Below are 25,881 nucleotides of genomic sequence, written 5' to 3'. Positions count from 1 at the left end.
GCAATGACCAATGACTAATGACTAATGAGCAATTTTCTTTTGACTTTTGACTTTTCTAGCCCCTTTTTCAGCGGTTACGAGCATTAACAGATCGGGTATCTTCTAGGCGATTAATGGGGGTGGGAGAAGGAATGGAATTACCGGGAGTTGTCCCATCGCCAGCTGGTAACTGGGTATTAGGTATGGGTTTGCTGAAGTATTGATAGGTGACGCGAGAGATCTTGTTAATCAGTTCAGCTGCCCGCGTATCGTTGCGGGGACGTTTAACCATCACTGCGGCGATATAGCGCTTACCGCTGGGCAAATCGATTAAGCCAACATCAGCAAGCATTGAGCCAATATTGCCAGTTTTGTGGGCAATTGTGGCTCCTTTTCCCAGTCCGCGTGGCAGGAGAGAGTTGTTTACCGTTCGTCGCATGATATCGAGGAGACGATCGCGCGACGGTAGGGACACCAACTCGCCCTGGTTTACCCGCCCTATCAAGCTTGCCAACTCTTTAGAACTGGTGATGTTTGTTCCTTTTATATCGGGTAGTTTGTTGTGGATTGCCGTTGCTGTCAGCCCCCAGTCTCGGAAGCGCTGATTTAGGGCTTCCGCGCCACCCAGACGCGCAATCAGCATATTGGTGGCGGTGTTGTCGCTGATTGTAATCATCTGGGTTACCGTTTCCAGAGCCGTATATTTTGTTCCTGGGGGTTTGTACTGCATCTTGCCAGAACCAGAAGCGATCGCTTCTGGTTCTATGGCCATTACTTCATCTAAGCGAATTTTGCCAGCATCCACATCTTGGAAAAAGGCAACTAAAATCGGTACTTTAATCGTGCTAGCCGCTGCCAAGTTGGCAGCACCATTCCAATCTAGATAAGCACCCGTATCTATATCGAGGATAAATATACCTGGAGCCAATTGGGGATACTGATTTGCTAAGGACTGTACAGCAGTTCTCAATGGCATAATTTCCTGACTCAGCTTCAGCGCCGTTAAGTCATCTCCAAATGTAGAGGAGGGTTTTAAACTAACATCTGCTACAGCACTATGCTGGGAAGGATTAACTGTCTCAGAGATTGCAGATGGCTTGTGGCTGGCTGGGTTCCAAATCGACAGTATTGTACCGACGATCGCACCTAAACCGATCCCCAAAATGAGTAGGCGCATTGCGTACACCAGTACGCGAGGGGAGTTCCGTCGCTGCTTAGGTAACGATCTCCGTGAAACAGAGGCTGGGGAAGGATTGGGCTGAGGGGATTTCCCAATCTTTTCCTCTTTTGCTTTCCTGCTTTGCCGATCCCTTGCGCCATTCGATTTTGGATTTGGGATTTGGGATTTGGGATTTGTTCTATAGTTCAAACCCTCAAGAGTTTGTCCCGAATATTCCTCTTCATCCAAAATTGGCAATCCCAAATCTAACATCAAGCGATCATTTTGGATTTTGGATGAGGAAATCTCTCTTGCCGCGGGGGTCGCCTGCACTAGAGAAGTTGGTTTTGCCCTAAATTTAGTAAGCCCGTCCTTTGAGGTTGTTGGTCTGAGTGAAAGATTGGTGAGATTACCAGATCCTACTACCTTGCTTCCCCGCTGCTTTCTGGCTGGGGGTGCTGGTTTTTGGGAGGGTTGACCAAACAGCCTTTGCCACCAGTTCAAGCCGTCACGGTGTTGGCCTACATTCCTGGGCAATCCTCGCTCTAGGGCAGAAGAAACCCCTGCCTTAGACGGTCTGGGTCGAAGCCCAGACCGATCGTTTGGTGTCCGGGCTAATTCCTGCCGCTGTGGCACTTGCTGTTGTTTGAGCTGCCGCCGCTGGCGACGGGGATAGCCCTGATCGGACGCTGCCACGGATGACACCTCTTAGAAAGTTGACTTAATTTGCGGACAAAAAATGCACAGTACACCGATAATACTAAACCCAAAAAACTCTACTACATCCCAGGTGTACTCGGATCGAGTCGGCTATGAAAGCCGAGATCTAAGATTCATCCTGGGGGGGCAATAGGGTGTCTGGCACAGCTGGAGAACCTGTAGATATGGCCCATTCTATCTGGCTGAGGATGCCTCGCTGCATTGCTACGTCTGCTGTAGATGGCTGGGATCGATTAAAAAGTAACCGAAATTTCGCCATCCGGGAGGCTGCTGTGTGGGGATAGATATAACCAATTTTTAACAGCACGGATTCTAGTTGCTGATAGTACTCTTCTAAGATTTCTAATGTTGCCGTATCGGTGTGAGGAGATGGTTGGGGGGTGAGTCCCCCTTCGCCTATTGCTTGGTAAAGTTCGTAACAGCAAATAGCAACTGCCTGAGCCAAATTTAGTGCTGGATAGGCATCGCTGGAAGGAATGCGTATAAATCGCTGGGCATATTTCAATTCATCGTTGCTTAAGCCTCGGTCTTCAGGGCCAAAAATTAAGGCTGACGATCCTTCTTCCAGCAACCAGGGCAAAGTGCTGCGGGGTTTTTCTAGATGGAGAGATAACCGTCTGTCGCGTGCTGTAGCTGCGATCGCTCTTGAGCATCCTTTTAATGCTTCCGGCAAGGTGGCTACCTCTTGAGCCGCTTCTAGAATGTCTGCCGCATGGACTGCCATAGTCCTGGCTTGTTCCCCCAAAGGTTCGCATTTGGGCTCCACCAATACTAGCTGACTCAGCCCCATATTTTTCATGACGCGGGCGACTGACCCCACATTTAAGGGGCCGATCGGTCTCACCAGCACTATTCGCACCTGCGCTAAGGCTGTCTCATCCATTACATCTGTACCGGGTTTCCTTTAAATTGGATTAATAATAGTATCGTTAACTTAACATGGCACGCCAGCGTTCTAAATCCGATCTACCCACAAAAATTTGTTCCGTATGTCAACGTCCGTTCACCTGGCGTAAAAAATGGGCTGATTGCTGGGATGATGTGAAGTATTGCTCAGAACGCTGTCGCCGTCGCCGGAGTAATTAAAAATTAATAATTAAAAATGGTGAATGGGGAGTACGACAACTGTAAAGCAACTGACAACTGACAACTGACAACTGACAACTGACAACTGACAACTGACAACTGACAACTGACAACTGACAAATGACAACCCAGAAAGTGCAACCTAAGCTAATTATCCACGGTGGAGCCGGTAGTTCCCTTAAAAGCAAGGGAGGTGTAGAAATAGTACGTAAATCGCTATATAAAGTTTTGGAGGAAGTTTACGCGCTGCTGTTGGCGGGAGAAAGCGCAAGAGCAGCAGTTGTGCGTGGCTGTCACTTGTTGGAGGATGACCCCCGCTTTAATGCGGGAACGGGTTCTGTGCTGCAATCGGATGGTCAGATTCGGATGAGTGCTTCGTTGATGGATGGGATAACTCAGCGATTTAGCGGCACGATCAATGTTTCGCGAGTCCAACATCCGATCGCGCTAGCCGAAGCTTTACAAAGTTCCCCGGATCGAGTGCTATCGGATTTCGGATCGGCTGAACTTGTGCGTGAGTTGCAGGTTCCTATTTACAATCCTTTGACGGATATCCGATTACAGGAGTGGATGCAGGAACGCGATGATAATTTTAACAAGGAAATGGCTGGGGTAGTAGCTGAAAAAGAATTGGTGACGGACAGTAGTGCCGGACGCGGCACGATTGGGGTGGTAGCTTTGGACAGTCACGGACGTTTGGCGGCTGGGACTTCAACTGGCGGCAAGGGTTTTGAGCGGATTGGTAGGGTGAGTGATTCTGCTATGCCTGCGGGAAATTATGCGAATGGTTATGCAGGTATTAGCTGTACGGGTATTGGGGAAGACATTATCGATGAGTGTCTGGCGGCGCGAATTGTGGTGCGGGTGACGGATGGAATGTCTTTGGCGGCGGCTATGAATCGCAGTTTTACCGAATCTCGCGATCGCAAACGGGATCTGGGTGCGATCGGTCTTGATGCTATGGGTGTTATTGCTTGGGGTAAAACTAGCGAAGTCCTCCTCGCCGCCTACCATACTGGCGAACAGATGGGCGACACTCTGGAATGGACTGGGGATGAGTTAACGGGATTTGTCTGTTAGTTTCGATCGCAATATTGTCATTTTGTGAAGCATAAAAGTTGGTAAGTTAAAACTTGCCAACTTTTTGAATATTTATAGGACTTACGCAACTGGCACATAGAGTAGGGTGCGTCAGAGCCTTAACATTTAAGCTAATTGCCTAAAATTTGACGCCCCCTACTCCATCTAACTACATTAACAATTTCATAAAAGCATTTAGCGCATCATATTGATCTGCCATCCGCGAATAAAACTCGATCAATCGCAAATCCAACTCTGGTAACAATTCACTCTTACTAACCAACTCATATCCCGTAGAACGCAAACAATAAACCGAAATTACACCATCCTCCCAAAACCAAACCTCCCGCACTCCCACTCGACGATAAATTTCCAGGGTATCAATTCCACCACTCGTCACTGTCACCTCGATCGCCAAATCTGGAACCGACTTGCGCGTACCCAAAGAATAAGAATCATCTGGTTCCTTCCGTGCCCCCAATTCCTTCATCCCAATTGTCGTACTACCACGGGTATAAAAACGAATATTTCTCATCAGCATATAAATCTCTAAAAGCAGACCTAAAGTTTTCTTAGGTTCTTCATGGGCATCTGATAAAGGAGTCATAATTTCTAAATACCCATCTAAATAAGTTAAACGCGCCCCAGTTTCAGCCAAATCTGCATCCAACTTTTCCAGAGTATCCCATGTCACATTTGACAGCAAGGCTCTACCCGTATTTAATTCGGTTTTATAAATTGCGACAACCATCTGACTCACCTTTCGCGATCGCTTTTTCATAATATAGCATGGTTGAGCATACTGGCCTCTGGTAAGCGCATATACCCAATAGTCAGTCGTAATAAGTAAAACAACGAAAAATAGTCGATCTTATCCGTAGCTATCTTAATCTTCCGCCGAAGGAATGAATCCAAGTAAATATAACATTATTACCCTAATTCGATCAACTGCATTGCCTGAGACAAAATTCCTTCCTTCTCAACCATTGTAGCTAACTCTTCAGCTTCATAACGCCCTTCAAATGCTTCTGATGCTGCTTTTTCCATTGCTATTTCATAGGCATCTTTCAGAATATCTAATAATTCTGCTCTACTCAGATAATAACCATTTGCTTTGCGACGTTTGTTAATTTTATTGATTTCGCGCACCGCATTTTTGATAGAAAGTTGCCAAGATCGAGTTGAGCGACTTTCAGCATTTTGTTTAATTAAATGGATGAGCAAAATAACGCCATAACTGTCAATTTTGTTGACTTTATCGCTAAGGCTCATTTCTTCTAACTCATCGACTATCAGCAGTGCTTCATCAATTTTGCCTTGCTGTAGGAGTTGCTTAATTTCTAGTAATTCTTCCATAGCAACCTCTGTATTTAAGTTCGTGGCGCATACATAATCACTAGAACGCCGAGCAGAACAATCCAACCACCTAACAAGTCGAATTTATCTGGTGTTGTCCGATCGATTAGCCATCCCCACAGAATAGCAAGAAAGACGAAAATACCGCCGTAAGCTGCATAAACTCGCCCAAAATTGGCTGGTTGCAGAGTCGGTATTATTCCATAAAAAATCAGTAATCCTGCGCCAATGAAAGAAAACCAGATACTCCGGTTTTCGCGCAACCAAAGCCACATTAAGTATCCTCCGCCAATTTCGCACAAACCGGCTAAGAGGAAGTAAAACAGAGATTTGGCAATTTCCATTAAGTTCAATCTTCAGATGTTTTTAACCGCCAACCGGGTTTAACCACTTGAGGCGATCGCGCTATAACCAAACTATCATCCGGCACGTCTTCGGTTACGGTGGAACCAGCTGCTACAGTAACATCAGATCCTAATTTTACTGGCGCTACTAGCACGCTATTAGAACCAGTTTTGGTACGATCGCCTATTTTTGTCTGATGTTTCTTCACGCCGTCATAATTGGCAGTAATCGTCCCAGCACCGATGTTGACCCGCTCTCCCAGGGTGGCATCTCCCAAATATGACAGATGAGCGACATTAGTGCGATCGCCCAAAGTGGTATTTTTCAGTTCCACAAAATTGCCGATGCGGCAATTTTTCCCCGCATTGACATTTCCGCGCAAATGTGAATATGGGCCGATCTTTGTTTCCGCCTGGACTGTGCTGTCAGTTATCACGGAATAAACTACAGTGACATTTTCACCAATCTGGCTATTTTCAATCAAGCTACCGGGGCCAATTCTACTGCCAGATCCGATCGCAGTATTACCGCGCAAATGAGTTTGGGGTTCGATAATTATATCGGTTGACAACTGCACCGTATCGTCGATCGTGATACTATTGGGGTCAATCAGAGTCACACCGGCTGCCATCCACCGCTCTTTCACCCGCCCTTGCAAGATATCGTAGGCTGTTGCCAGTTGCTTGCGATCGTTGATGCCCAGAATTTCTTGATAATCTTCCACATCCACCGCCATCACTGGCTGCATCAAATTACACGCATCCGTCAGGTAGTATTCCTTTTGGTCGTTGTTCGCTTGCAGTTGGGGCAGAACTTTTGCCAATTGAGGCCAGTTGAAGCAGTAGATTCCGGCGTTGATCCGGTGATTTTGCTTCTGAGCTGCGGAGCAGTCCCGGTCTTCTACAATTTGTTGAATGATATTTCGATCGTTACAAAATACACGGCCATACCCTTTGGGATTAGGCAAATGAGCAGTCAGGAGGCTGACCGCATTTTGATGCTTTTTGTGACTTTCCATCAGAACTTTGAGGGTTTGGGGACGCAGGAGGGGTACATCCCCATTTAAAACCAGCAAATCCCCTTGGAAGCCCTCTAGATGGGGCAGTAATTGCTGAACTGCATGACCTGTTCCCAGCTGTTGGGTTTGTTCGACAAACTCCACATTGGGAATATGTTGCAGGGCTGCTTCCACTTGTTTCCCTTGATACCCAACAATAACGATCTGCCTAATCGGCTCGATCTCCAACGCTGTTTGGAGGATTCGTTCAATCAGCGATCGTCCACCCAAGGAATGTAATACCTTGGGCAGTTCCGATTTCATCCTTGTGCCGCGTCCAGCCGCGAGAATTGCTACTGCTACCATTTCTCTTGAGTCAGTCATGCTCCCAACGGAGTATACCGCGCTTCGTGCCCTTCTGTGACTCTAATTATTCTTGGCTTTTTGCTCTGTGGTTATTGGATATAAATAGGGTAAATTCCTGCACGAGTTTGGGATTGCGCCAACCTTTGGCCGTTTCCTCGGCGATAATTGCTAGCGCTTCTTCGGGAGTGAAAGCTTTTTTATAAGGACGTTCGCTCGTCAGGGCGTCGTAGATATCTATAATTTGAAACACCTGCGCCAGCATGGGAATCTGATTACCCGCCAGTCGATCGGGATATCCCGTACCGTCCCAGCGCTCGTGGTGATAGCGGATGATTGGGAGTACGCCTCGCATTGTCCGCAGGGGTTGGCAAATTTTTTCGCCGATGAGGACGTGCTGCTTCATAACCTCCAGTTCTTCGGGGGTGAATTTTCCTTTTTTGAGCAGTACGGCGTCGGGAATGCCGACTTTACCGATGTCGTGAAGATAACCACCCCACATTAAGTCGCGAATGTCGGCGCGGGAAAGATGGAGATATTCACCGAAGGCTTTACCCATTGCTACCAATCTTTCGCAGTGGTCGCCGGTGTTGGGGTCGCGGCTTTCGATCGAGCGGGCTATGGAAAAAACTACTTGTTCTGCGTGGTCTAAATCTTCGTTAAGGCGCTTTTGGCGTACCAGCGACTTGACGCGGGCTGCCAGTTCCAGGCGATCGAAGGGTTTGGTGAGAAAGTCATCTCCGCCTGCTTCTATGCCTCGGATGCGCGATCGCCGATCGTTTAGAGCGGTAATAAAAATTACCGGCAGCAAGCGTGTTTGCTCATCCTGCTTTAACTGTCGGCAAACCTCAAATCCATCCATTCCTGGCATCATCACATCCAGCAAGATGACATCGGGTTTGCACTCCAATACCATATTTAGTGCTGCTGGCCCATTTTCTGCTTCTAAAACTTCATACCCTTCCACCGCCAGCAGTGCCGCTGCTGTCATGCGACTGGCTGGATGGTCATCGACCACAAGGATTTTTGGCTGTTCTGACTCGCCGCTATTTCCGGTCGGCGACCATACACTAAAGCACATCGAAGCGCCGAATGAATCAACAGCAGTATCAAAATGAGGACTCACGGCCACAGTCGCCTTCCTAATAGTTCGAGTATTTTCACTTTAGCTGAAGACTAAATCAACTATTTCACAAAGAGCAAGTGATTATTTGCTCAGGAGGTTAAAGAATTCTATATTTATTTGCGTGGAGTACCTACTACCATAACCGATCGAGTATGGTGGTGGCTAGGCACTTTTACCCTAGAGAACCATATTGTTATCTCTATGGCTGTGAGAGGCGATTCGAGCATCTGTGATCTTAATCACAAATACTCTTATAGGCTTGAGGAATCAGGTCGCTGATAATTTAACTCAATTTTAAGTCATTAACCAGCGCTTTTTCCAATGAGCCGTGGGTTCTAGGGAAGAGGTTTCTTGTTCTATTTTACGCCTAAGCAGAATAATTTGAGCGGGATCGGAAAGATTTTGATCCCTGTAGGGAATGGCAGCACGAGTTCGTAAATGTTCCTGCTGTTGTTGAGAGAGTGGCGGCAAGTCGCTTAAACTGAAACTGGCAACTGTACCGGGCGATCGCCTCCCTACTGGTGGTGTGGAACCTATGTACAATCCAGCCGTCATCAAAGCTGTTCGTACTGCTGCCGAGCAGGAATAGGTGGCGAGTTTACCTTCTGGTTTGAGACATCTGGCTACTAACTCCAAAAATTCAACTGTCCACAGTTGCGGGCAGTTGGGCGGGGAAAAAGGGTCGAGCAAAATGGCATCTGCTTGGAAGCGCTGGGATACTTGCTGAATAGTTGTTCTAGCGTCGCCGATGAGCAGAGTTGCCTGTAGGCGATTTGTCTGTATTTGACGATCGATAGCTAGTTGGGTAAGAATTTCGGGAATAGGATCGGGCCAAGTGCTAGTTAAGTTGTGCGCGATCGCCGCTTTTGGTACCGCCGGATCTAACTCCAGAGCTATAAACTCCACACGGCAGGTGGGGTTAACCTCCCAAATAGCTGCCAAGGCAGCAGCTGTGTTGTAGCCTAGACCATAACAAACATCCAACAGTCGCAAACTGGGTTGTTGGGCTTTCGTTCTCAGATCCAATGGATTAACAAACTTCAGCACCGCTTCCTCAATAGCACCTGACGAGCTGTGAAAAGTTTCGCCAAACTCAGTCGAAAAGAAGGTGAACGACCCATCGTCTGTTTGTTGCGGTGTAAAGATGCTTGTGTCTTGCATTGTTTAGTTGGTTATTCTGATGCTAAGACATTGCTATTTTAGGATGATTTTGCCGAATAAATTAGCTCTAGCACTATTTTACTAAACCTAAATGAAAATAACAAGTAATATTTCAACATATCAATTCTAAAATAATGTAAAAATTTTGACTACTTTTAATAAAAAATGTTACTTTATTGATGATTGAAGATAAAATTGATAAATTACCGCAGGAGGATTTTATGGAAAACGAAATTAGCCCGAAAAATCGCCGACAATTTTTGAAATATATGGTATTCGGGACAGCGGGAACGGTTGCTCTTGGCTGGATTTTCCCCCAAAGGAGTCTGGGCCACGAACGAAGAGATTCGTCTACCCCCTGCACTTCAGATCGCAATAGCGAAGCTTGCCAAAATTACCTTCGCGGCGTGAAGGCTACTGACAGCAGGGGCAACCACATTCAGGAGAGTATTTTACTGACAACTGCTGTGCCGGGTCGTCCAGTGCTAGTGCAAGGGTTGTCAAAACCAACATATTTGGTGATTAATCAGGGGCCGAAACTTGCAGGATATGCTATCAATGCAAGTTGTCCGCATCACAAATGTACTGTTGAATGGAAGAGCGATCGCAATCAGTTTGTTTGTCCCTGTCACGGTGCCCAGTTCGATGCCCAAGGTAAAGTGCTTAAAGGCCCTGCGAGACGCAATTTACCGTTAATTACGGTGGTTGTTCAGGACGACGATATCCTTTTGATCGATCGCAAACCAGCAGTCGATCCGCGTAGATAATTAAAAAGGGGCTAGGGACTAGAGAAATATAGGAATAGAAGTAATTAGTAATAACTCAAGTTGCTAGTTAGTTCCATTCGCTCTTGTTTGTAATAAGTAATTGGTACGTTTTTAGCGCTATAAGAGCGCTAAAGCGCAACAACGTACCTGCTGCTAACAGCCTTAATCATAAACATGAGATAATAGCAAAGGCTGGTTTAACCAAGGCACAAAAGCAGCTAGCCAAGGAATTTTTCAAACTTGAAAGCGCCAAAAAACGATAATTTTGAAAATCGATGGATTCAGAGATTCTTAATAAGTTTTTTACTCGCAGGTCAAGTTTTCATGCGTTTGCTTAGGGGCAAAATTTCCCCCCGCCACATCCTTGAACATCTGGCAACTGTGGGGCTAGATTCTCTGAATTCTGTGCTGCTAATCGCCTATTTTGCAGGCATGATTTTTACGATTCAAACCGCAAGAGAACTAATTCATTATGGCGCAGTTTCAGCTATTGGGGGTGCTTTTGCTTTGGCTTTTTGCCGCGAGTTAGCCCCTGTTTTAACAGCGGGTGTTGTGGCGGGACAAGTTGGTTCTGCTTTTGCCGCAGAAATAGGCGAGATGCAAGTAACAGAGCAAATCGATGCTTTGTATATGCTGAGAACAAATCCCATCGATTATTTAGTTGTTCCTCGTGTAATTGCTTGCTGCTTGATGTTGCCAATTTTAACAATTTTTGCTTTGGTTGTAGGCATAGGTGGCGGTGTTTTTGTAGCAGTCAATTTTTACGATTTACCTGTATCGGTATTTTTGGATTCAGTTAGAGATTTTTTAAGTTTACGAGATTTATTAGTTGTTGTCGTTAAGGCTTTTGTTTTTGGGGTAATTATTGCCATTATTGGTTGTGGTTGGGGACTGACAACTACGGGGGGAGCAAAAGGTGTCAGTCGTTCTACTAAATCGGCAGTTGTTACTAGCTGGGTATGTATTTTTATAGTTGATTTTATTCTGTCAGTGGCAATATTTCAGGAAATTGGAATTAACCCAGTTAGATGATTTGGCATCTAGCGGGAAACCTCTCCCCCTAACCCCCCCTCCCCGCAACAGGGAGGGGGGAAATTAGACTGAAACTTTCATAAACCAATGTCGCCGATACATTAGATAGGCGATCGCCCACCAGAAAAATAATGTTATAGCTAGGGACTAGGGGCTAGGGGAAGTTTTGAGTTGTAGGGGCGGGTTTCGTTGAGAATAGTTCTGTTTCGACCCCAGATTCATCTGTTAAACCCGCCCGTACAGAGTTTTGAGTTAAAAGAGGGATGAGGGAAGAAGGTTTTAGAATCATATCATCTCCGGTTGCATCGGTAGCGTAAGTGTGATGCGAGAAATTGTCTGTTGTCATCGAGGGTTAAATTTTTACCACAGATGAAGACAGATGAACACAGATGAACACAGATAAGAGAGTTATTTTTTTTAGACAACCGATGCCACCGGACATGATATCAAGGGTTTCAAGAATTAAGAATGTCTTAACCGCCTTGGCGGTTGCTATACTATGGGCTAGGAGTTTTACGTTTAATTATGTCCACCTACTTAAATGTGGCAAATCTTAGGTCTGCAAAGAAGTAATGTTGAAACCGCTAAGCTCAGTAATATTGGTTCTACTTTTAAGTGCGGCGACTGCTTGTAACTTGACTCGCGCCTCTATGGATAAGGCAGATACGACGCAAAGCGAAGTTTCGCCCAAATCTCAGGAAAATAAATCGCCGCAAGTACCTGCCGATCGGGGAACAACTAGAAATTTGGTGAAAACCGAAACTTTCTCACCCGCACCCATCCCCATCGATGTTGCCACTTTACCACAACCGTTCCACAGTCAAAGTGCTTCCAAGTCTCCCAAGGTAGTGCCTATCCCAGCTAACCCGATGTTGCGCGTACCACCTGGTTTTGTTGTTAATGTTTTTGCGGATAATTTGGATGCGCCGCGCTGGTTAAAGCTGACTCCCAACGGCGATGTGCTGGTTACGGAAACCCGACAAAACCGCATTCGTCTGCTGCGGGACACCAACGGCGATGGTGTCGCTGATGTTCGCAAAGATTTTGCTACATCGCAAAATGGTGTAAATATTCCTTTTGGCATGGCTTTTGCAAATGGATTCTTCTTTCTTGGGAATACAGGAGAAGTTCTCCGCTTTCCCTACAATAAAAGTCAAGAAGTACTTACGGGAACCGGAGAAAAAATTACTGACCTTACTCCCGGCGGGTATCGCCAGCATTGGACGCGCAATGTGGTTGTTTCGCCTGATGGTAAGAAATTATATGTTTCGATCGGTTCTCGTTCTAATGTAGATGAAGAACCACTGCCACGCGCTTCGGTGCAGGTGATGAACTTGGATGGTTCCAAGCGAGAGACTTTTGCCTCTGGTTTGCGTAACCCCATCGGACTTGACTTTCATCCCAAAACGGGAGAACTTTACAGTACTGTCAACGAACGCGATGGAATTGGCGATGATTTGGTGCCAGATTACCTGACGCGCATTCAGCAGGGGGATTTCTACGGCTGGCCTTATGCTTATTTAACTCCAAATAAACTCGATCCGCGTCGAGTCAAGAACGGACAAAGCGAACGTCCCGATTTGGCAGCTCGTACAAAAACGCCAGATGTGCTTTTCCAGGCGCACTCTGCTGCTTTGGGACTCCAGTTTTACGACGGTAATAAGTTTCCCCAGAAGTATCGCAATGGTGCTTTTGTCGCTTTTCGGGGTTCGTGGAATCGGAATCAGGGTACTGGTTACAAAATTGTGTTTGTTCCTTTTGGCAATGATAATCGTCCTTTGGGATATTACGAGGATTTTGTGACTGGGTTTTTACTCGATGCTTCTGCACCAACAACTTGGGGGCGTCCTGTGGGGTTGTTGGTTTTGCCCGATGGGAGTTTGCTGTTTACTGAAGAGGCGAATAACCGGATTTATCGGATTAGTTATAAGTCATCTTGATTTCATCTGTGTTTTTTTGTCTTCAGTCCTCTGTCGCTTTGCTCTCCAAAATATGAAGAGTCTGTTGCTGCTGATGATAGTCGCCAATTTTCCCGATCGTCTGGTGAACTACCTACACCGATTTGGAGTACCAAATACGGTGTAGGCTTCTGGTACATTTCGCAATGTTGCCAGAACTTCCTTCGAGGTACTATTAGTAGTAGAATCACCCACTACCGGATTCCCTTTACGGCGTTTTATCGTTGGGAACAGTCCCAGCCCAACGCGCTTTACGTTGATAGATGCGTTAACATCCCGATCGACCCAAAGCGATTCTTTTTCGTCCCAGTATTTGCGAATATTGGAATCAGTAAAGATAAATTCATCACGATAGGCAAGTAATTGAGATGTGTATGCAGGTTTTACTGCTATTATCCTAGTCCCAGCTTTTTCAGCTATGTATTCTAGGATTGTGAAAAATTGTCCAAATGCGGCATCATTCCAAGACTTGTTTAACCCAGACTTGGCTGATTGACCGTTTGGTAAATACTTGCCATCTTCATCTTTTTTAACTTTGTTCCGTTTCGACAAAGCCAATAAATTTAAATCTTCGTGAACAATGACCTTTTTGCCAATACGCACCAACGCATGAGCAGTTTTAAATGCGTGATCCTTCCTTGCTCTAGCTATACGTTGATATTCGCGCCCTTCCCGTAAGATGAGCTTACGGCGCTGTTTGCTACCCTTCTTTTTGGTGGACTTGCGGTTAGACACTAAAGCTAGTCGCTTCTCGGATTTCCTGAAAGACTTCAAAGAAGGTAATTTAGTATTCTCTGATGTTGCCAAATAATCATCTTCATGCAATACCGCATCCAGTCCGAGAGTGTTATCCCAAGTGGGAATTATCTGTTCAGGGGTGAAAGTAGGCACATTAGGGTCTTCCAAACAAATGGTGATGTACCACCCATCCACCTTGTTTGTCAAAAGCGCATTTTTTAATGTAAACCCATTAGGTAATGGGCGATGTAAACGCACCTTTACCCAACCTTTTAACTTGGCAAATGACAAGAATAGCCATTCTTGCTCAACACGCTCAACAGTAATGGCTTGACCTTCAATTTTTATTGTGCGATAACGTGCAGCATTTTTAAAACGAGGTTTACCACTACGATTTCCTTTGTAATCACCTTCAATAAAGCGAGAAAAAGCCAACTCTACACGCTTTGATACATCCTGTAAGGTCTGAGATGGAACACTTGTAAAGTCTAGTAGTTCGCCAGAATAGCTTACCTTTATCAAGTCTTCCTTGCTCACAGGCAGTTGTTTTTTCTGTGAGTAATAGCTGGGGTTGTCTCGTAGTATTGGTATTGAACAAATTAACGGACAAGAATTAATTGATGTCCGATTATGCTGATCCCAGTCGAACCTGTCGCCTAGCTGCTTGTTGTACCAGTACCGACAAATTCTTAACCAATCATTTAGCTGTAGTTTTTGCTTGGTGTTTGGATAAGCGCGGTACTGATAGTTAAGCGGCATAGGGGAGTCATCTACTTGGTTGCATTTAGTGTTGACATCTATTACTATAAAGTATTTAGAAGTTAGAGTCAACCATGAACAGTGATTATATTTCGCGCGCCAGGGGAGTTTCAGACCTCAAAGCTCCTAACAGTGTTAACAACAAAATACCGTAAGCGGGTCTTGACGGGTCAGATGATTGATAGGTTGGGCGAAATTCTGAAAGACTTACTTTTAAAGTGGGACAGTAAGGTAGTAGATTTTAATGGAGAATCCGATCATGTGCATCTGTTATTTCAATACACACCTCAAACAGAACTACCAAAATTTATTAACAATATAAAAACAGTCACAAGTCGTTATTTACGAAAAGAATTTCCTGACAGAGTTAATCAATTTTATTATAAAGATGTTCTGTGGAATGGTTCTTACTTCATAGCGTCTTGTGGAGGTGTTACGGTTGAAACTCTCAAAAAATATGTTGAATCCCAAGATAAGCCAAAATAAAATAAAAGATTATTAATTACGAAACGCCCCAATTACCGAATCAGCCTACGGCTAATATTGGTAATTGGGGCGTTTCGTAATTAATCGCCTTATATCCCGACACCAAACTGAGTACAGTTATGGTGCGGGGCTTACGGCGTGATAGCTAAAACTGCCAAACTGATGACCCGCTGTTGGTGGCGATCGAACCGAGTATAGCAACCGCCTTGGCGGTTAGGGCATTCTTAATTCCACCAAACCCTTGATAATAAACCTTTCTTACTCTAGCCCCTAGCAAGAAAGCCCCTAGTCCGTAGCTATACACCCCATAAACCGGGTTTCTTCAAGAAATCGGGTTACTGAATGCCTCACTCCGCATTAAATTTTGTTAAGATTGTTTCGGCCATAGCGACGCTTCTATCTTCCTTGGAGACACTTGATGCTGCGACTCGAACATATCTGTAAAATTTATCCTACCGGCGAAGTCCTCAAAGATGTCAACTGGGAAGTCAAACCAGGCGATCGCATCGGCTTAGTCGGCGTCAACGGAGCGGGTAAATCTACCCAGCTGAAAATTATAGCAGGCGAAATCGAACCCACCGCCGGTGAAATCATTCGCCCCGCCAGTTTGCACATCGCTTACCTCACCCAGGAATTTGAAGTTGACCCCACCCGCACCGTCAAGGAAGAATTTTGGGGTGCTTTTGCGGAAGCGAACGAAGTGCATCAATCACTTTCCGAAGTCCATCGCGATCTGGAAATCGCCACGCCAGAACAACTAGACAAACTTATCCATAAAATGGATAAACTACAGCGACAATTTGAAGCTTTAGACGGTTACGGTTTGGAAGCGCAAATTGATAAAATTTTGCCAGAATTGGGATTTGAACAAGGGGATGGCGATCGTCTCGTCAGCGCCTTCAGCGGTGGTTGGCAAATGCGGATGAGTTTAGGCAAAATTCTCCTCCAAAAACCCGATATATTACTGTTGGACGAACCAACTAACCATTTAGACTTAGAAACGATTGAATGGTTGGAAACTTACCTCAAAGGTTTAATTACCCCAATGGTAATAGTTTCGCACGATCGGGAATTCCTTGACCGACTCTGCAACCAAATTGTGGAAACAGAACGAGGTGTTTCTAGCACTTATCTGGGCAATTATTCTGCTTATTTACAACAAAAAGATGAAGCGCAAACAGCACAACTTTCTGCATACGAACGTCAGCAAAAAGAACTAGAAAAACAGCAAGCTTTCGTCGATCGCTTCCGCGCTAGCGCCACCCGCAGCACCCAAGCCAAAAGCCGCGAGAAACAATTAGATAAAATTGAACGCATTGAAGCACCAACAGGTTCGTTAAGAACTCTGCACTTCCGCTTTCCCCCAGCACCCCGCAGCGGACGCGAAGTGGTAGAAATTAAAAATTTAGTGCATACTTACGATGAGAAGATTCTGTTTTTGGGTGCAGAATTGTTAATTGAAAGGGGCGATCGTATCGCATTTCTCGGCCCCAACGGTGCTGGCAAATCTACCGTCCTACGCCTGATTATGGGTATGGAAAAGCCTACAGAAGGTAAAGTGGAATTAGGCGCTCACAATGTTATTCCCGGATATTTCGAGCAAAATCAGGCAGAAGCTTTAGATTTATCCAAAACTGTAATGGATACTATCCATGATGAAGTACCTGATTGGAAAAATGAAGAAGTTCGTACTCTGTTAGGTCGTTTCCTATTTAGTGGCGATACAGTATTCAAACAAGTAGGTGCTTTAAGCGGTGGTGAAAAAGCTCGCGTTGCTTTAGCAAAAATGCTTTTGCGTCCGGCAAATCTTCTAATATTAGATGAGCCAACCAACCACTTGGATATCCCAGCCAAAGAAATGTTGGAAGAAGCACTGCAAAACTATGATGGTACGGCAATTATAGTTTCGCACGATCGCTATTTTATCTCCCAAGTAGCTAACAAAATTGTCGAGATTCGCGATGGCGAGTTTCGCGTTTATCTGGGAGATTATCATTACTATTTGGATAAGATTGCCGAAGAAAAAGAACAGGCAAAATTAGCAGTAATTGAGGCCGAAAAAGCGGCTAAAAAAGCAGCTAAAGACTCTGCCAAAAAAGCAGCCGCCAAACGCAAATAAAGTCAGGTGGGCCATGCCCACCCTACTTTGAGAAGCCAGAAAATTTCCTAACTCTGCGACTTGGCGCGACGGCGGAAGCCACTTAGTAGACCAAAAGCACCGAAACCGATCAAAGCGCCAACAGTCCCAGGTTCAGGGACGGAAGTAGCAGCGAGTCCGACAATCTTTATGTCACCGCTACCGATAATGCCGAGTGCAGTAGTAGCACCTGTAGACAAATCGACGCTGTATAGGTTCGAGTTGGAGGCGGCGAACGCACTATTCACCCCATCAGCCGTAAAAATATCAAACCCTCCTGTCGAATCAAAGTCGAAGCCGAGGGAGCCGATCGTTGTCAGGGTGCCATTGTTGGGCGGATTTTGCAAAACTAATGTGTCGAGGTCGGAGTCAATACCGTACAGTTGGGTTGCGATCGCACCCTTGAAGGAATTAGTGTAAGCCGCAGCGGTAATATTTGGATCTGCCCCGGCGTTGATATCCCCAGCTCCATAGGCTAAAGTTCCATCAGTAATTACCGCACCAGTATCCACGTTGGTGCGGAGGTTTTGCTCATTTGTACCGACAAGCCGCAAGCGATCGGGTACTGGGTTAAAGTCAAATCCTGACTTCAGTCCGGCGGTGAAGCTAGTGGAAAGGGTACTCACGAAAGTAGCAGCACCAGTACTGGTGTCAATTGTGTAGATTTTATTGCTGTCCGCTAGACCGTAGAGCAGACCGTTGGCTGGACGAAAATCGATACCTAGCAAAGTGCCGTCAACCCCGGTGACCCCAATACTGCTAGTGGCAGTAGGATCGGAAGCACCGAAGGAAAATAGAGTATTTTTGTCGTCCAGACCAAACAGCGTTAGGGTGCCAGCAGTTGCAGGCTTGACGACGCTGAGTAAATTGAACATCGTTGCTAGAGTCAGCGTGCTGATGATTGCGCTAAGTCTGTTTAGTTTCATTGCAAATCTTCCCACCAATAGTTTTTTCTAATTTTGTAAGCTGAATGCAGACAATTTACTTAGAAATACGCAAATGCCTGTATTTCTACGTATATCTGCCATAGTAAGAACCTCGTACCGCTACGTCTTTTCTCAAAGTAAAACTTCACACAATCTTTAATTAATCGGCTTATTATCGCCACCAATGTAAAGGTTTGATAAAGTGCTAGCCAAAACTAATGGAATTTGGCTGTTATAGGCGGCTTTTTTTTTCTGCGTAATTACCGATCCTCTGCGAAAACTCATTCCATTGGCAGATGTAAGCTAGAATTGCCTCAGCCTGGGATTGAGCAAACAAACCGAGATCGACAAAATTTCCCCACTCTGAGTGGGGAAATTGTTTTGTTTTCCTGACATTTCACTGACGATCGGTTTGCAACGCCAAAAAACCGGCCTGCGATCGCTGTAGCATTGCCGATTTATGCCCCAGCGCTGGTAAGAGCAACGAGAAAACGCCAAGCTAAGAAAAATAAATAAATGTAAAGCAGAGTTAAGAAAACTCTATATTTACTATTTCAGAAGGTATATAGCAATCGGGGATCAAAGGCAACAGGTCTAAAAGTATTTAAAACAGGGCATTGTTAACCTATTATCAACCGATCGCCCACAGATGCCAAACTTGCAAAATTCCAACTAAAGCACAGTCCTCTATTCATAAGTCGGTGATATGATTTCGGATGAATATCTGACACAAAGAGCGATCGTGTATGGCCCAAGCGCCTGTCTCTCCAGTGGTGCTAATAATCCTAGATGGCTGGGGTTACCGTGAAGAAACCGACGGTAACGCCATTGCCGCTGCTAACACACCCATCATGGATAGCCTCTGGGCAGCCTATCCCCACACCCTGCTTCGCACGTCTGGCAAAGCAGTGGGGTTGCCAGAAGGCCAAATGGGCAACTCCGAAGTAGGCCACCTCAATATCGGGGCTGGGCGGGTCGTACCGCAAGAATTGGTTCGCATCTCTGATGCCGTAGAAGATGGCACCTTACTGTCCAACCCAGCGTTAGTCAAAGTTTGCCAAGAAGTGAAAAGCAGCGGTAGCAAGCTGCATCTGATGGGATTGTGTTCCGAAGGTGGCGTGCATTCCCATTTAAATCATCTGCTAGGATTGCTAGATCTAGCCAAAGCACAAGAAATTGCCGACGTTTGCATTCATGCCATCACCGATGGTCGGGATACCAGCCCAAAAGAAGGCATTGAAGCAATCCAAAAAATTCAAGACTACATAGACAAAATTGGTGTTGGACGCATTGTCACCATCAGCGGTCGCTACTACGCGATGGATAGAGACCGCCGCTGGGACAGAGTTAAAAAAGCCTACGATGTAATGACCCAAGATGGTTCGGGAGACGATCGTTCTGCTCTCGAAGTATTGCTGGCCTCCTACGCGGAAGACGTAAACGATGAATTCGTCATCCCCACCAGGATTGCCCCTGGAGCCGTGGAATCTGGTGATGGCGTCATCTTCTTTAACTTCCGGCCCGATCGGGCCAGAGAACTCTGTAGCGCCTTAGTCAGTCCCGCATTTAACGGCTTTGAAAGAGAGCAAATTAGCCCCCTCAGTTTTGTTACCTTTACCCAGTACGAGTCAGACTTGCCCGTATTAGTAGCTTTCGAGCCGCAGAACCTCAGCAATCTGCTGGGACAGGTGATTTCCGATCGCAAACTAAAACAGTTCCGCACCGCTGAAACCGAAAAATACGCTCACGTCACCTACTTTTTCAACGGCGGTCTTGAAGAACCGTTTGAAGGCGAAGACCGGGAATTGGTGCAGAGTCCGATGGTGGCAACATACGATACAGAACCGATAATGTCGGCAGAGGAAGTCACAAATGTGGCAGTAAGAGCGATCGAAAAACACATTTACTCCCTAGTCGTAATCAACTACGCCAACCCAGACATGGTGGGACACACGGGCAAAATGGAAGCCACTATTACAGCACTTGAAGCCGTAGACCGATGTTTGGGACGCCTAATACAGAGCATTAACAAGGCTGGAGGAACTGCAATTATCATCGCCGACCACGGTAACGCCGAATGTATGTGGGATGAGCAAGGAAACCCCTGGACGGCTCACACAACTAACCCAGTTCCCTTTATCCTAGTTGAAGGAGAAGGTCTGAAAATCCCCGGATACGGTACGGAAGTAAGCCTGCGAAGCGATGGCCGTCTAGCAGATGTTGCTCCCACCATCCTGGAAATTTTAAGGCTGCCTCAGCCACCTGAGATGACGGGCGTTTCCATCTTGGCACCCTCTGAATATCAAGTTAAAGCCAATCGGACACCCGTTCGACTTTCCCTATAATTGGGTTTAAAGCAGTAGCCTAAAAATCTAGATAATTCTAGATTTTTCAAGTTTTGACTGTCGATCGCGGCAATCATGATAAGCTAGAGAAACGCTTGATTGGTGCGGGTTGCTAAAGCTTACTTGGTGTGAAAACCATAGCAACACTTGGCACAAACTAATCATCAAAAAACCAAATATTTCAAGTCCTCTGCTAATTTTAGCAGTCTCTAACTGGGAAGATCAGGCCAACCTGAACAGTCAGGAAGCTTATAGCACTTGATCTAGGCTAAACATAAACCGCTGAGTTTGACTCACAGATTTCTGTAGGTTTTTAGAAGCGGTAATGGGGATTGGAAACTGGAAGCAAGAGAGAATATCCAATTCCAGATCGCCAATCTCCAATCCAAAATCTAAAATCTAAAATCCAAAATTGAAATGACCATTGTCAAAGTCGTAGAAGTTATCTGGTCCTTGTCTGCTTTAGGTCTAATTATTTTAGTGCTGCTGCACAGTCCCAAAGGAGATGGAATTGGGGCTATTGGCGGCCAAGCGCAGTTGTTTAGCAGCACCAAAAGTGCCGAAATAACCCTAAACCGGGTTACCTGGGCACTTACGGTGATTTTTATGGGTTTAACTGTGGTTTTGAGCGCCAATTTGTTACCGCAATAGTGTATAGGGCATTGGGCATTGGGCATTGGGGATCGTCTTTTTTATCGTCATTCCCCATGACTAATGACTAATGACTAATGACTAATGACTAATGACTAATGACTAATTTGCAGCGCAAGGGGCCTAGAGCATTAGCTATCTTTACAGCCATCCTAGTCCTGGCTGTCGGTCAATGGAGGGGAATACCTCTATCAGCAGCAAATCTACCGCCCCTGCAAGCCCATCCATTGCCGCCGGGACTAGCCCAGTGGCAAGATACCGCAAACAGCGGTGATTATTTTTCTGAGGTAAAGCCGACAGAAGTAGGTTATTTGGTCTGGTCTAAATTCCCGATTAAAGTATATATCTTCATGGGAGAAGAATCGCCTGCCAATAACTCCTCTAGCTCGAAAAAATGGGTAGAGGCGGTTTTACAGGCAGTGCAGGAATGGAGCGTTTACTTGCCTCTAGAGGTGGTGAACCAGCCAGATGATGCCGAGATCACAATTTTGCGATCGCGTCCTCCCCTACGTCCATCCTTAGACCCTAGCACAGGACAATTGCAACTGCCTCGCGTTCGTTCCGCCGAAACCAGCTACGAGTTTTATATCCGCAAATCTCTAGACGCCCCGACTGTTTTATCCCACCGATTTAATATCCAGATAAGTCCCAACCAGGCACCTATTTATACCCTTCCTAGCGCCCGTCACGAACTCGGTCACGCACTCGGTATCTGGGGTCACAGCCCCAAAGAAACAGATGCTTTATACTTCTCTCAAGTTCGCAATTCACCCCCGATTTCCCCCAGAGATATTAATACCCTGAAACGAATATACGAACAGCCAACCCGCTTGGGATGGGAATTATAGCTAGTGCAAGCGGTCAGTTGTCAGTTGTCAGTTGTCAGTGGTAAAAATCAAGATTTCCAGATCCATCATTGGCAATTTTTAGTGGTGAGTTATTTCCGCCATCCTGCACTCTTAGGCTAAGATTGCTAGGGTCACAAGCGTCTAGAATCCGCCAACGTTTGGTGGAATTGAGAATGTCCTAACCAACTCATCGGTTGCTATATCTAATGATATTGGTAACTAAGTAAGTTAAGCGCATTGGCTTCATTTATCTTCAGGATAGGTCAAGATAAATGAAGCGATCGCTAAAAACAGTCTTACCCTGAGTAGCATTGCTTCTAATTAAGCGCGGCGGCTATACGTAAATCGCCGCTGTTGCAACACCTGCTCATAGAGTTTTTCCAACTGAGCGATATTGTTATTAAGGGTATAGCGCTCTAGAACTCTCGCTCTTGCATGAAGCCCCAAGCGAACGGTAAAGTCAGGGTGATCTCGTAATAAAGGTAACAGAGTTTGCAACTCCGTCTTCACTCGCTGAGGATTGACAACTACACCGCATCCTCCTTCTAAAACCTCACCATCCGCCCCTACATCTGTAGCCACACAAGCTACTCCACAAGCCATCGCTTCCAGAAGAGACAGAGAGAGTCCTTCGGCCAAAGAAGGTAGTATAAAAACATCGGCTCCTCGGAGAATTTCGATCCGTCGTTGTTCATCCGCCAGGAATCCCATCCAGACGATGCCATACTCAGAATCGTAAAAAGGCTCTAAAGAAGGCCGCAAAGGGCCATCGCCGACAATCAGCAACTTGCAATCGGGCCCCATTTTCGATAATTGCCAAGCCCTTAATAAGGCTTCTACATTTTTTTCCGGGGCAATTCGACCTTGGTAAACGAAGATGCGTTTAGCGTTAAATTCTGACTTCAGGTTAGAAGGCCCAGGCGAATACTTCTGAACATCTACGCCGTTGGGTATTACGGCTACCTTGGTTGTCGGTACGCCCATTTTAACCAGTAACTCCCGCTGAATTTCGGAAAAGACGATCACTCGATCGTAGTTAGCCAGAAAAGGAGAGTAGAGCTGATAAGCCAGAAATTGCGTTCCCGATTTAATTTTTGCTCCCTTGCGGGCATAGGGAGTGTGGAACGTTGCTATCAGAGGCAAATTTAGCTGTTCGCAAATTTCCGGAAGTAGGAAGTCCAGTGGCGATAGTGTCAGAGAGGCATGAATTAGATCCGGTTTGAGATTCCGTAAAGACTCCATCAAGACTTTGCTGGATTTCGGTGTGGGAATCGTGTAAACCTGCGATTTGTAAAGAAAAGGCAGGGAAACTTCCGCACACTCTGGCCAATTCTCAGGGTCGGAATCTTGTGCAAAATGGAGGAAGCTAACCTGGTGTCCCCCGTCTAGCAAAGCGTTGGTAATTTCCCGACTATAGGTGACATTGCCGCAAAAGGGTGATTTTTTTCCAAGCCAAGCGATGTGCAGCATTTATGGGCTAAAGGCTAAAGGCTAAAGACTAAAGGCTAATGGCGTCATTGGTCATTGGTCATTGGCAATTGGCAATTGGCAATTGACAAGTGAGAAATAGCCCAATTAACCATTAGCAAGTGGGTTTGTCAGCTTTTGTTAACGTATGGGAGCTTGTACGGCAAATATACCAGGTAAATAGCCCTCCTGCGATCGCAGCTGCTGCTAAACCCAAAAAAACAGTCTTTAAGCCGAAGAAAGTTTCGGCCACCCCAGCTAAGACCAAAGGCAAAGTCAGGGCAATATTAATCGCATTGTTCTGAAGCCCAAACACCTTCCCCCGCATTTCGGGGGGCGTTTCTTTTTGAATCGTGGTTTGCATCGGTACGGCCACCAATGAGCCAAAGGCTCCCATTAGCGTTATCAGCAGCAGGACAATCCAGAGATTCTCAGTGAATAGGGACAGACCTATCAGCGAAGCTGCCACTCCGGCAGAACCGTAGAGACTGAGCCCGGTATGGGAAAATCGTTGACCCCAGTGACCTAAAATTGCCGCACCAATGCCCATGCCAACGCCTCCAGCAGCCATCAAAAAGCCAAACTGGGAGGGTTTCATTTCTGGAATCCCTGCGGCTAGGCTTACCGCGAGAACTGAGAGAGCTGCAAATACAGAAAACAAAATTATGAGTTGGAGCAAGGCGGCGCGGATACGGCGCTGTTGTTTTAGATACAAAAATCCGTCGCGCAGGTCTGCCAGAATATGTGGAGGTTCGTGTTCGGTGGGGCTAGTTTTTTCACCTGTTTTGAGCAGCAGCAGAATCAGACCCGCGATCGCATAAGAGCCTCCCACCAGCAATTCTCTGCCGAAGTTCGTTCCAGCACCTAACTTGTCCGCGATCGTGTCTGCTAGAGCCAGCAGCGGTTCCCCCACCGCAAAGCCAATAATCACCGATGCCATCATGGTGGTGGTGTAAAGCGAGTTAGCCGACAGCAAATGCCGACGTTCCACCACCAAAGGAATTGCTGCCTGTTCCGCAGGTGCAAAAAACTGAGTCAGGGTGGAAACCAAAAATGTCACTACCAGCATCAGACAGAATCCCGCAGGCAACCCCCCCAGCGATCCCCAGCCGTGAGAAATCCACAGCAGCGATGGCAAAGCTATCACTAAGCCACCGCGCAGGAGATTTGTGATTACCAGCACCGTCCGTTTCGGCCAGCGATCGACAAATACGCCTGCGACAGAACCAAACAGCACCGCAGGGATGGTAAAGGCCATCATAATTGCCGATACCCAAGCGCTAATCGTCTGATTTTCTGTGTGAAATTGTTTGGCAATCAGCGCAATCATCAGCACTAAGTACACTTTATCCGCCAGTTGGGAAAAAACTTGACCGCTCCAGAGCGCCAAGAAGTTACGGTTTTTCAGAACAGGGACAAAGCCAAGTTCGGCGACGGTTTCCTGATGAGAAACTTCCTCATTATCCTGGCTTTTTACAGCGGATTCGGCCTCAGATTCTGTTGAAGGCAGACCGTTAGAGGTTGGTGGAACGAAGCCGTTGTTTTCTGCCAACAAGTCGTTGGATTCTACTATATCCTTCACAAAGGGTTTTTCTTTAAAAGAGGTTTCGCCCAGGTCAACATTATTTATCGATCGCTTATTTGCGTTTAAAGATAGATCGCTCACTGTAATTGGCATCGATGCTGTTTCCTCCGTGAGGTTATTCTGAATTTGGGGTCAGAGAAAATTTATGATTGGGAACCGGCGTAGAGTCAGAATCTTTCCGGTGCGGTGATATGTAGTTGTTAGCAGAAAGAGTCCTCCTTGTCCCCCTTGTCCCCCTTGTCCCCCTTGTCCCCCTTGTCCCAAGTTCCGGTGTTACCTCCGTGAAAGGTAGGGGGTTAAGAAACAAAATTGGGTTTTCCAAATCAGAATCAAACCATTGCATCATGACTCAGGAGGAAATCGACTCAAACAGCAAAAAAGGTATCCATCAAAGCAGCAGAGCGAATTTGCCGACCAAACTGATATTGGGTATAGTGGCGCAAAATTCGTTCCACAGATAACCAGCTGGGGTCACAAAAAAGTAGATGCGATGAATTTTCTTGCATAGAAGGGAGTTGCGGCTTGGCTAGCTGCTGGAGTAGTGCCAGATCTTGAGCGCAAAGCTGGGTGTTGAGCGTCGGTGTTTCTTGCTGATGAACGACAGTCTGTAGGGGCGAGATGATTTCGCCTTTACTTTCTGCCATCAGGGATCTTATACCTCCTTTGGAATTGGTCGCATTTTCCTGGGTGTGGTCATAAGTAGTTGGTTGAAACGAAAAGCTTTTCTTCTGGGCCTTGTCCTCCTTGTCCTCCTTGTCCTCCTTGTCCTCCTTGTCCTCCTTGTCCTCCTTGTCCTCCTTGTCCTCCTTG

General features: G+C 46.1%; 23 protein-coding genes and 2 pseudogenes. 11 read left to right on the top strand and 14 right to left on the bottom strand.

Features of this window, described 5'->3' with window-relative positions:
• Positions 1 to 67: 67 nt before the first annotated feature.
• Both LAY57_RS26225 and LAY57_RS26220 read right to left on the bottom strand, forming a co-directional pair.
• Positions 68 to 1,834, bottom strand: a complete 1,767-nt coding sequence (locus tag LAY57_RS26225; RefSeq protein WP_249070090.1) for a serine hydrolase — start codon at positions 1,832 to 1,834, stop codon at positions 68 to 70.
• A 130-nt stretch (positions 1,835 to 1,964) separates the two neighbouring features.
• Positions 1,965 to 2,741: an RNA methyltransferase gene (locus LAY57_RS26220; RefSeq protein ID WP_249070089.1), complete on the bottom strand. Its 777-nt coding sequence runs from the start codon at positions 2,739 to 2,741 to the stop codon at positions 1,965 to 1,967.
• 56 nt (positions 2,742 to 2,797) lie between these two features.
• On the opposite strand from LAY57_RS26220, the gene LAY57_RS26215 reads away from it, so the two are divergent.
• Both LAY57_RS26215 and LAY57_RS26210 read left to right on the top strand, forming a co-directional pair.
• A complete protein-coding gene (locus tag LAY57_RS26215) occupies positions 2,798 to 2,944 on the top strand; it encodes a DUF2256 domain-containing protein (protein WP_249070088.1) in 147 nt (48 codons plus the stop codon).
• Positions 2,945 to 3,064: 120 nt separating this feature from the next.
• On the top strand, positions 3,065 to 4,024 hold the full coding sequence (locus LAY57_RS26210; RefSeq protein ID WP_249070087.1) for an isoaspartyl peptidase/L-asparaginase: 960 nt from the start codon (positions 3,065 to 3,067) through the stop codon (positions 4,022 to 4,024).
• 169 nt (positions 4,025 to 4,193) lie between these two features.
• On the opposite strand, the gene LAY57_RS26205 is transcribed toward LAY57_RS26210, so the two are convergent.
• The 6 genes from LAY57_RS26205 to LAY57_RS26180 all read right to left on the bottom strand — a co-directional run bounded on the left by LAY57_RS26205 (position 4,194) and on the right by LAY57_RS26180 (position 9,372).
• Positions 4,194 to 4,775 carry a Uma2 family endonuclease gene (locus tag LAY57_RS26205; RefSeq protein WP_249070086.1) on the bottom strand — a complete coding sequence of 194 codons (582 nt, stop codon included), beginning with the start codon at positions 4,773 to 4,775 and terminating at the stop codon, positions 4,194 to 4,196.
• A 179-nt stretch (positions 4,776 to 4,954) separates the two neighbouring features.
• A complete protein-coding gene (locus tag LAY57_RS26200) occupies positions 4,955 to 5,380 on the bottom strand; it encodes a DUF29 family protein (protein ID WP_249070085.1) in 426 nt (141 codons plus the stop codon).
• 14 nt (positions 5,381 to 5,394) lie between these two features.
• On the bottom strand, positions 5,395 to 5,724 hold the full coding sequence (locus LAY57_RS26195; RefSeq protein ID WP_249070084.1) for a YnfA family protein: 330 nt from the start codon (positions 5,722 to 5,724) through the stop codon (positions 5,395 to 5,397).
• 5 nt (positions 5,725 to 5,729) lie between these two features.
• Positions 5,730 to 7,088 carry a bifunctional UDP-N-acetylglucosamine diphosphorylase/glucosamine-1-phosphate N-acetyltransferase GlmU gene (glmU, locus tag LAY57_RS26190; protein WP_249070099.1) on the bottom strand — a complete coding sequence of 453 codons (1,359 nt, stop codon included), beginning with the start codon at positions 7,086 to 7,088 and terminating at the stop codon, positions 5,730 to 5,732.
• A gap of 64 nt (positions 7,089 to 7,152) precedes the next feature.
• Entirely contained in the window at positions 7,153 to 8,211 is a 1,059-nt protein-coding gene (locus LAY57_RS26185; protein WP_249070083.1) for a response regulator, read from the bottom strand.
• Between the two features lie 294 nt (positions 8,212 to 8,505).
• On the bottom strand, positions 8,506 to 9,372 hold the full coding sequence (locus tag LAY57_RS26180; protein WP_249070082.1) for a tRNA (5-methylaminomethyl-2-thiouridine)(34)-methyltransferase MnmD: 867 nt from the start codon (positions 9,370 to 9,372) through the stop codon (positions 8,506 to 8,508).
• Positions 9,373 to 9,551: 179 nt separating this feature from the next.
• Here LAY57_RS26180 and LAY57_RS26175 point away from each other — a divergent pair, with 179 nt between their 5' ends.
• From LAY57_RS26175 to LAY57_RS26165, 3 genes are all read left to right on the top strand, one after another.
• The gene (locus LAY57_RS26175) at positions 9,552 to 10,139 is read left to right on the top strand and encodes a Rieske 2Fe-2S domain-containing protein (protein ID WP_249070081.1); all 588 of its coding nucleotides are present in this window, start codon (positions 9,552 to 9,554) and stop codon (positions 10,137 to 10,139) included.
• 240 nt (positions 10,140 to 10,379) lie between these two features.
• Entirely contained in the window at positions 10,380 to 11,171 is a 792-nt protein-coding gene (locus LAY57_RS26170) for an MlaE family lipid ABC transporter permease subunit (RefSeq protein ID WP_249070080.1), read from the top strand.
• A 572-nt stretch (positions 11,172 to 11,743) separates the two neighbouring features.
• On the top strand, positions 11,744 to 13,111 hold the full coding sequence (locus LAY57_RS26165) for a PQQ-dependent sugar dehydrogenase (RefSeq protein ID WP_249070079.1): 1,368 nt from the start codon (positions 11,744 to 11,746) through the stop codon (positions 13,109 to 13,111).
• A 108-nt stretch (positions 13,112 to 13,219) separates the two neighbouring features.
• On the opposite strand, the gene LAY57_RS26160 is transcribed toward LAY57_RS26165, so the two are convergent.
• On the bottom strand, positions 13,220 to 14,626 hold the full coding sequence (locus LAY57_RS26160; protein ID WP_249070078.1) for an RNA-guided endonuclease InsQ/TnpB family protein: 1,407 nt from the start codon (positions 14,624 to 14,626) through the stop codon (positions 13,220 to 13,222).
• A gap of 74 nt (positions 14,627 to 14,700) precedes the next feature.
• Here LAY57_RS26160 and tnpA point away from each other — a divergent pair.
• Together tnpA and LAY57_RS26150 are read left to right on the top strand one after the other, a co-directional pair.
• A pseudogene (tnpA, locus tag LAY57_RS26155) lies at positions 14,701 to 15,112 on the top strand (IS200/IS605 family transposase).
• Between the two features lie 418 nt (positions 15,113 to 15,530).
• Entirely contained in the window at positions 15,531 to 17,231 is a 1,701-nt protein-coding gene (locus LAY57_RS26150; RefSeq protein WP_249070077.1) for an ABC-F family ATP-binding cassette domain-containing protein, read from the top strand.
• A gap of 47 nt (positions 17,232 to 17,278) precedes the next feature.
• Here LAY57_RS26150 and LAY57_RS26145 read toward each other — a convergent pair whose 3' ends face one another.
• Both LAY57_RS26145 and LAY57_RS35955 read right to left on the bottom strand, forming a co-directional pair.
• Positions 17,279 to 18,175, bottom strand: coding sequence for a DUF4394 domain-containing protein (locus tag LAY57_RS26145; RefSeq protein ID WP_249070076.1), 897 nt, complete (start codon positions 18,173 to 18,175; stop codon positions 17,279 to 17,281).
• Positions 18,176 to 18,331: 156 nt separating this feature from the next.
• Positions 18,332 to 18,460, bottom strand: coding sequence for a hypothetical protein (locus tag LAY57_RS35955; protein WP_275994351.1), 129 nt, complete (start codon positions 18,458 to 18,460; stop codon positions 18,332 to 18,334).
• Positions 18,461 to 18,594: 134 nt separating this feature from the next.
• Here LAY57_RS35955 and LAY57_RS35950 point away from each other — a divergent pair.
• The 4 genes and pseudogenes from LAY57_RS35950 to LAY57_RS26130 form a co-directional block, all read left to right on the top strand.
• Positions 18,595 to 18,678, top strand: a pseudogene (locus LAY57_RS35950) (iron-sulfur binding domain-containing protein); the annotation flags it as partial.
• Positions 18,679 to 18,921: 243 nt separating this feature from the next.
• Positions 18,922 to 20,520: a 2,3-bisphosphoglycerate-independent phosphoglycerate mutase gene (gene gpmI / locus LAY57_RS26140; protein WP_249070075.1), complete on the top strand. Its 1,599-nt coding sequence runs from the start codon at positions 18,922 to 18,924 to the stop codon at positions 20,518 to 20,520.
• 417 nt (positions 20,521 to 20,937) lie between these two features.
• A complete protein-coding gene (gene secG, locus LAY57_RS26135) occupies positions 20,938 to 21,171 on the top strand; it encodes a preprotein translocase subunit SecG (RefSeq protein ID WP_249070074.1) in 234 nt (77 codons plus the stop codon).
• Between the two features lie 98 nt (positions 21,172 to 21,269).
• Complete coding sequence (locus LAY57_RS26130) at positions 21,270 to 22,019, top strand: peptidase (RefSeq protein WP_249070073.1); 750 nt, start codon at positions 21,270 to 21,272, stop codon at positions 22,017 to 22,019.
• Between the two features lie 321 nt (positions 22,020 to 22,340).
• Here the strand turns inward: LAY57_RS26130 and LAY57_RS26125 are convergent, their stop codons facing one another.
• From LAY57_RS26125 to LAY57_RS26115, 3 genes are all read right to left on the bottom strand, one after another.
• The gene (locus LAY57_RS26125) at positions 22,341 to 23,486 is read right to left on the bottom strand and encodes a glycosyltransferase family 4 protein (RefSeq protein ID WP_249070098.1); all 1,146 of its coding nucleotides are present in this window, start codon (positions 23,484 to 23,486) and stop codon (positions 22,341 to 22,343) included.
• Between the two features lie 115 nt (positions 23,487 to 23,601).
• Positions 23,602 to 25,164: an MFS transporter gene (locus LAY57_RS26120; protein WP_249070072.1), complete on the bottom strand. Its 1,563-nt coding sequence runs from the start codon at positions 25,162 to 25,164 to the stop codon at positions 23,602 to 23,604.
• Between the two features lie 272 nt (positions 25,165 to 25,436).
• Complete coding sequence (locus tag LAY57_RS26115; protein ID WP_249070071.1) at positions 25,437 to 25,715, bottom strand: hypothetical protein; 279 nt, start codon at positions 25,713 to 25,715, stop codon at positions 25,437 to 25,439.
• Positions 25,716 to 25,881 lie beyond the last annotated feature (166 nt).

Origin of the sequence: Argonema antarcticum A004/B2 (assembly GCF_023333585.1) — a bacterium.
In the GTDB taxonomy this organism is placed as follows: Bacteria; Cyanobacteriota; Cyanobacteriia; order Cyanobacteriales; family Aerosakkonemataceae; genus Argonema; species Argonema antarcticum.
This window is presented reverse-complemented; position numbering and strand designations above follow the sequence as displayed.

What these genes read in the sequence shown, in the direction of transcription:
- LAY57_RS26195 (WP_249070084.1), bottom strand. Translation starts at nt 5,724, where the DNA reads ATGGAAATTGCCAAATCTCTGTTTTACTTCCTCTTAGCCGGTTTGTGC.
- secG (WP_249070074.1), top strand. Translation starts at nt 20,938, where the DNA reads ATGACCATTGTCAAAGTCGTAGAAGTTATCTGGTCCTTGTCTGCTTTA.
- LAY57_RS26145 (WP_249070076.1), bottom strand. Translation starts at nt 18,175, where the DNA reads ATGAAACTAAACAGACTTAGCGCAATCATCAGCACGCTGACTCTAGCA.
- LAY57_RS35955 (WP_275994351.1), bottom strand. Translation starts at nt 18,460, where the DNA reads ATGAGTTTTCGCAGAGGATCGGTAATTACGCAGAAAAAAAAAGCCGCC.
- LAY57_RS26130 (WP_249070073.1), top strand. Translation starts at nt 21,270, where the DNA reads ATGACTAATTTGCAGCGCAAGGGGCCTAGAGCATTAGCTATCTTTACA.
- LAY57_RS26215 (WP_249070088.1), top strand. Translation starts at nt 2,798, where the DNA reads ATGGCACGCCAGCGTTCTAAATCCGATCTACCCACAAAAATTTGTTCC.
- LAY57_RS26200 (WP_249070085.1), bottom strand. Translation starts at nt 5,380, where the DNA reads ATGGAAGAATTACTAGAAATTAAGCAACTCCTACAGCAAGGCAAAATT.
- LAY57_RS26165 (WP_249070079.1), top strand. Translation starts at nt 11,744, where the DNA reads ATGTTGAAACCGCTAAGCTCAGTAATATTGGTTCTACTTTTAAGTGCG.
- LAY57_RS26115 (WP_249070071.1), bottom strand. Translation starts at nt 25,715, where the DNA reads ATGGCAGAAAGTAAAGGCGAAATCATCTCGCCCCTACAGACTGTCGTT.
- LAY57_RS26220 (WP_249070089.1), bottom strand. Translation starts at nt 2,741, where the DNA reads ATGGATGAGACAGCCTTAGCGCAGGTGCGAATAGTGCTGGTGAGACCG.
- LAY57_RS26120 (WP_249070072.1), bottom strand. Translation starts at nt 25,164, where the DNA reads ATGCCAATTACAGTGAGCGATCTATCTTTAAACGCAAATAAGCGATCG.
- LAY57_RS26150 (WP_249070077.1), top strand. Translation starts at nt 15,531, where the DNA reads ATGCTGCGACTCGAACATATCTGTAAAATTTATCCTACCGGCGAAGTC.
- LAY57_RS26175 (WP_249070081.1), top strand. Translation starts at nt 9,552, where the DNA reads ATGATTGAAGATAAAATTGATAAATTACCGCAGGAGGATTTTATGGAA.
- LAY57_RS26210 (WP_249070087.1), top strand. Translation starts at nt 3,065, where the DNA reads ATGACAACCCAGAAAGTGCAACCTAAGCTAATTATCCACGGTGGAGCC.
- LAY57_RS26180 (WP_249070082.1), bottom strand. Translation starts at nt 9,372, where the DNA reads ATGCAAGACACAAGCATCTTTACACCGCAACAAACAGACGATGGGTCG.
- LAY57_RS26160 (WP_249070078.1), bottom strand. Translation starts at nt 14,626, where the DNA reads ATGCCGCTTAACTATCAGTACCGCGCTTATCCAAACACCAAGCAAAAA.
- LAY57_RS26205 (WP_249070086.1), bottom strand. Translation starts at nt 4,775, where the DNA reads ATGGTTGTCGCAATTTATAAAACCGAATTAAATACGGGTAGAGCCTTG.
- glmU (WP_249070099.1), bottom strand. Translation starts at nt 7,088, where the DNA reads ATGGTAGCAGTAGCAATTCTCGCGGCTGGACGCGGCACAAGGATGAAA.
- gpmI (WP_249070075.1), top strand. Translation starts at nt 18,922, where the DNA reads ATGGCCCAAGCGCCTGTCTCTCCAGTGGTGCTAATAATCCTAGATGGC.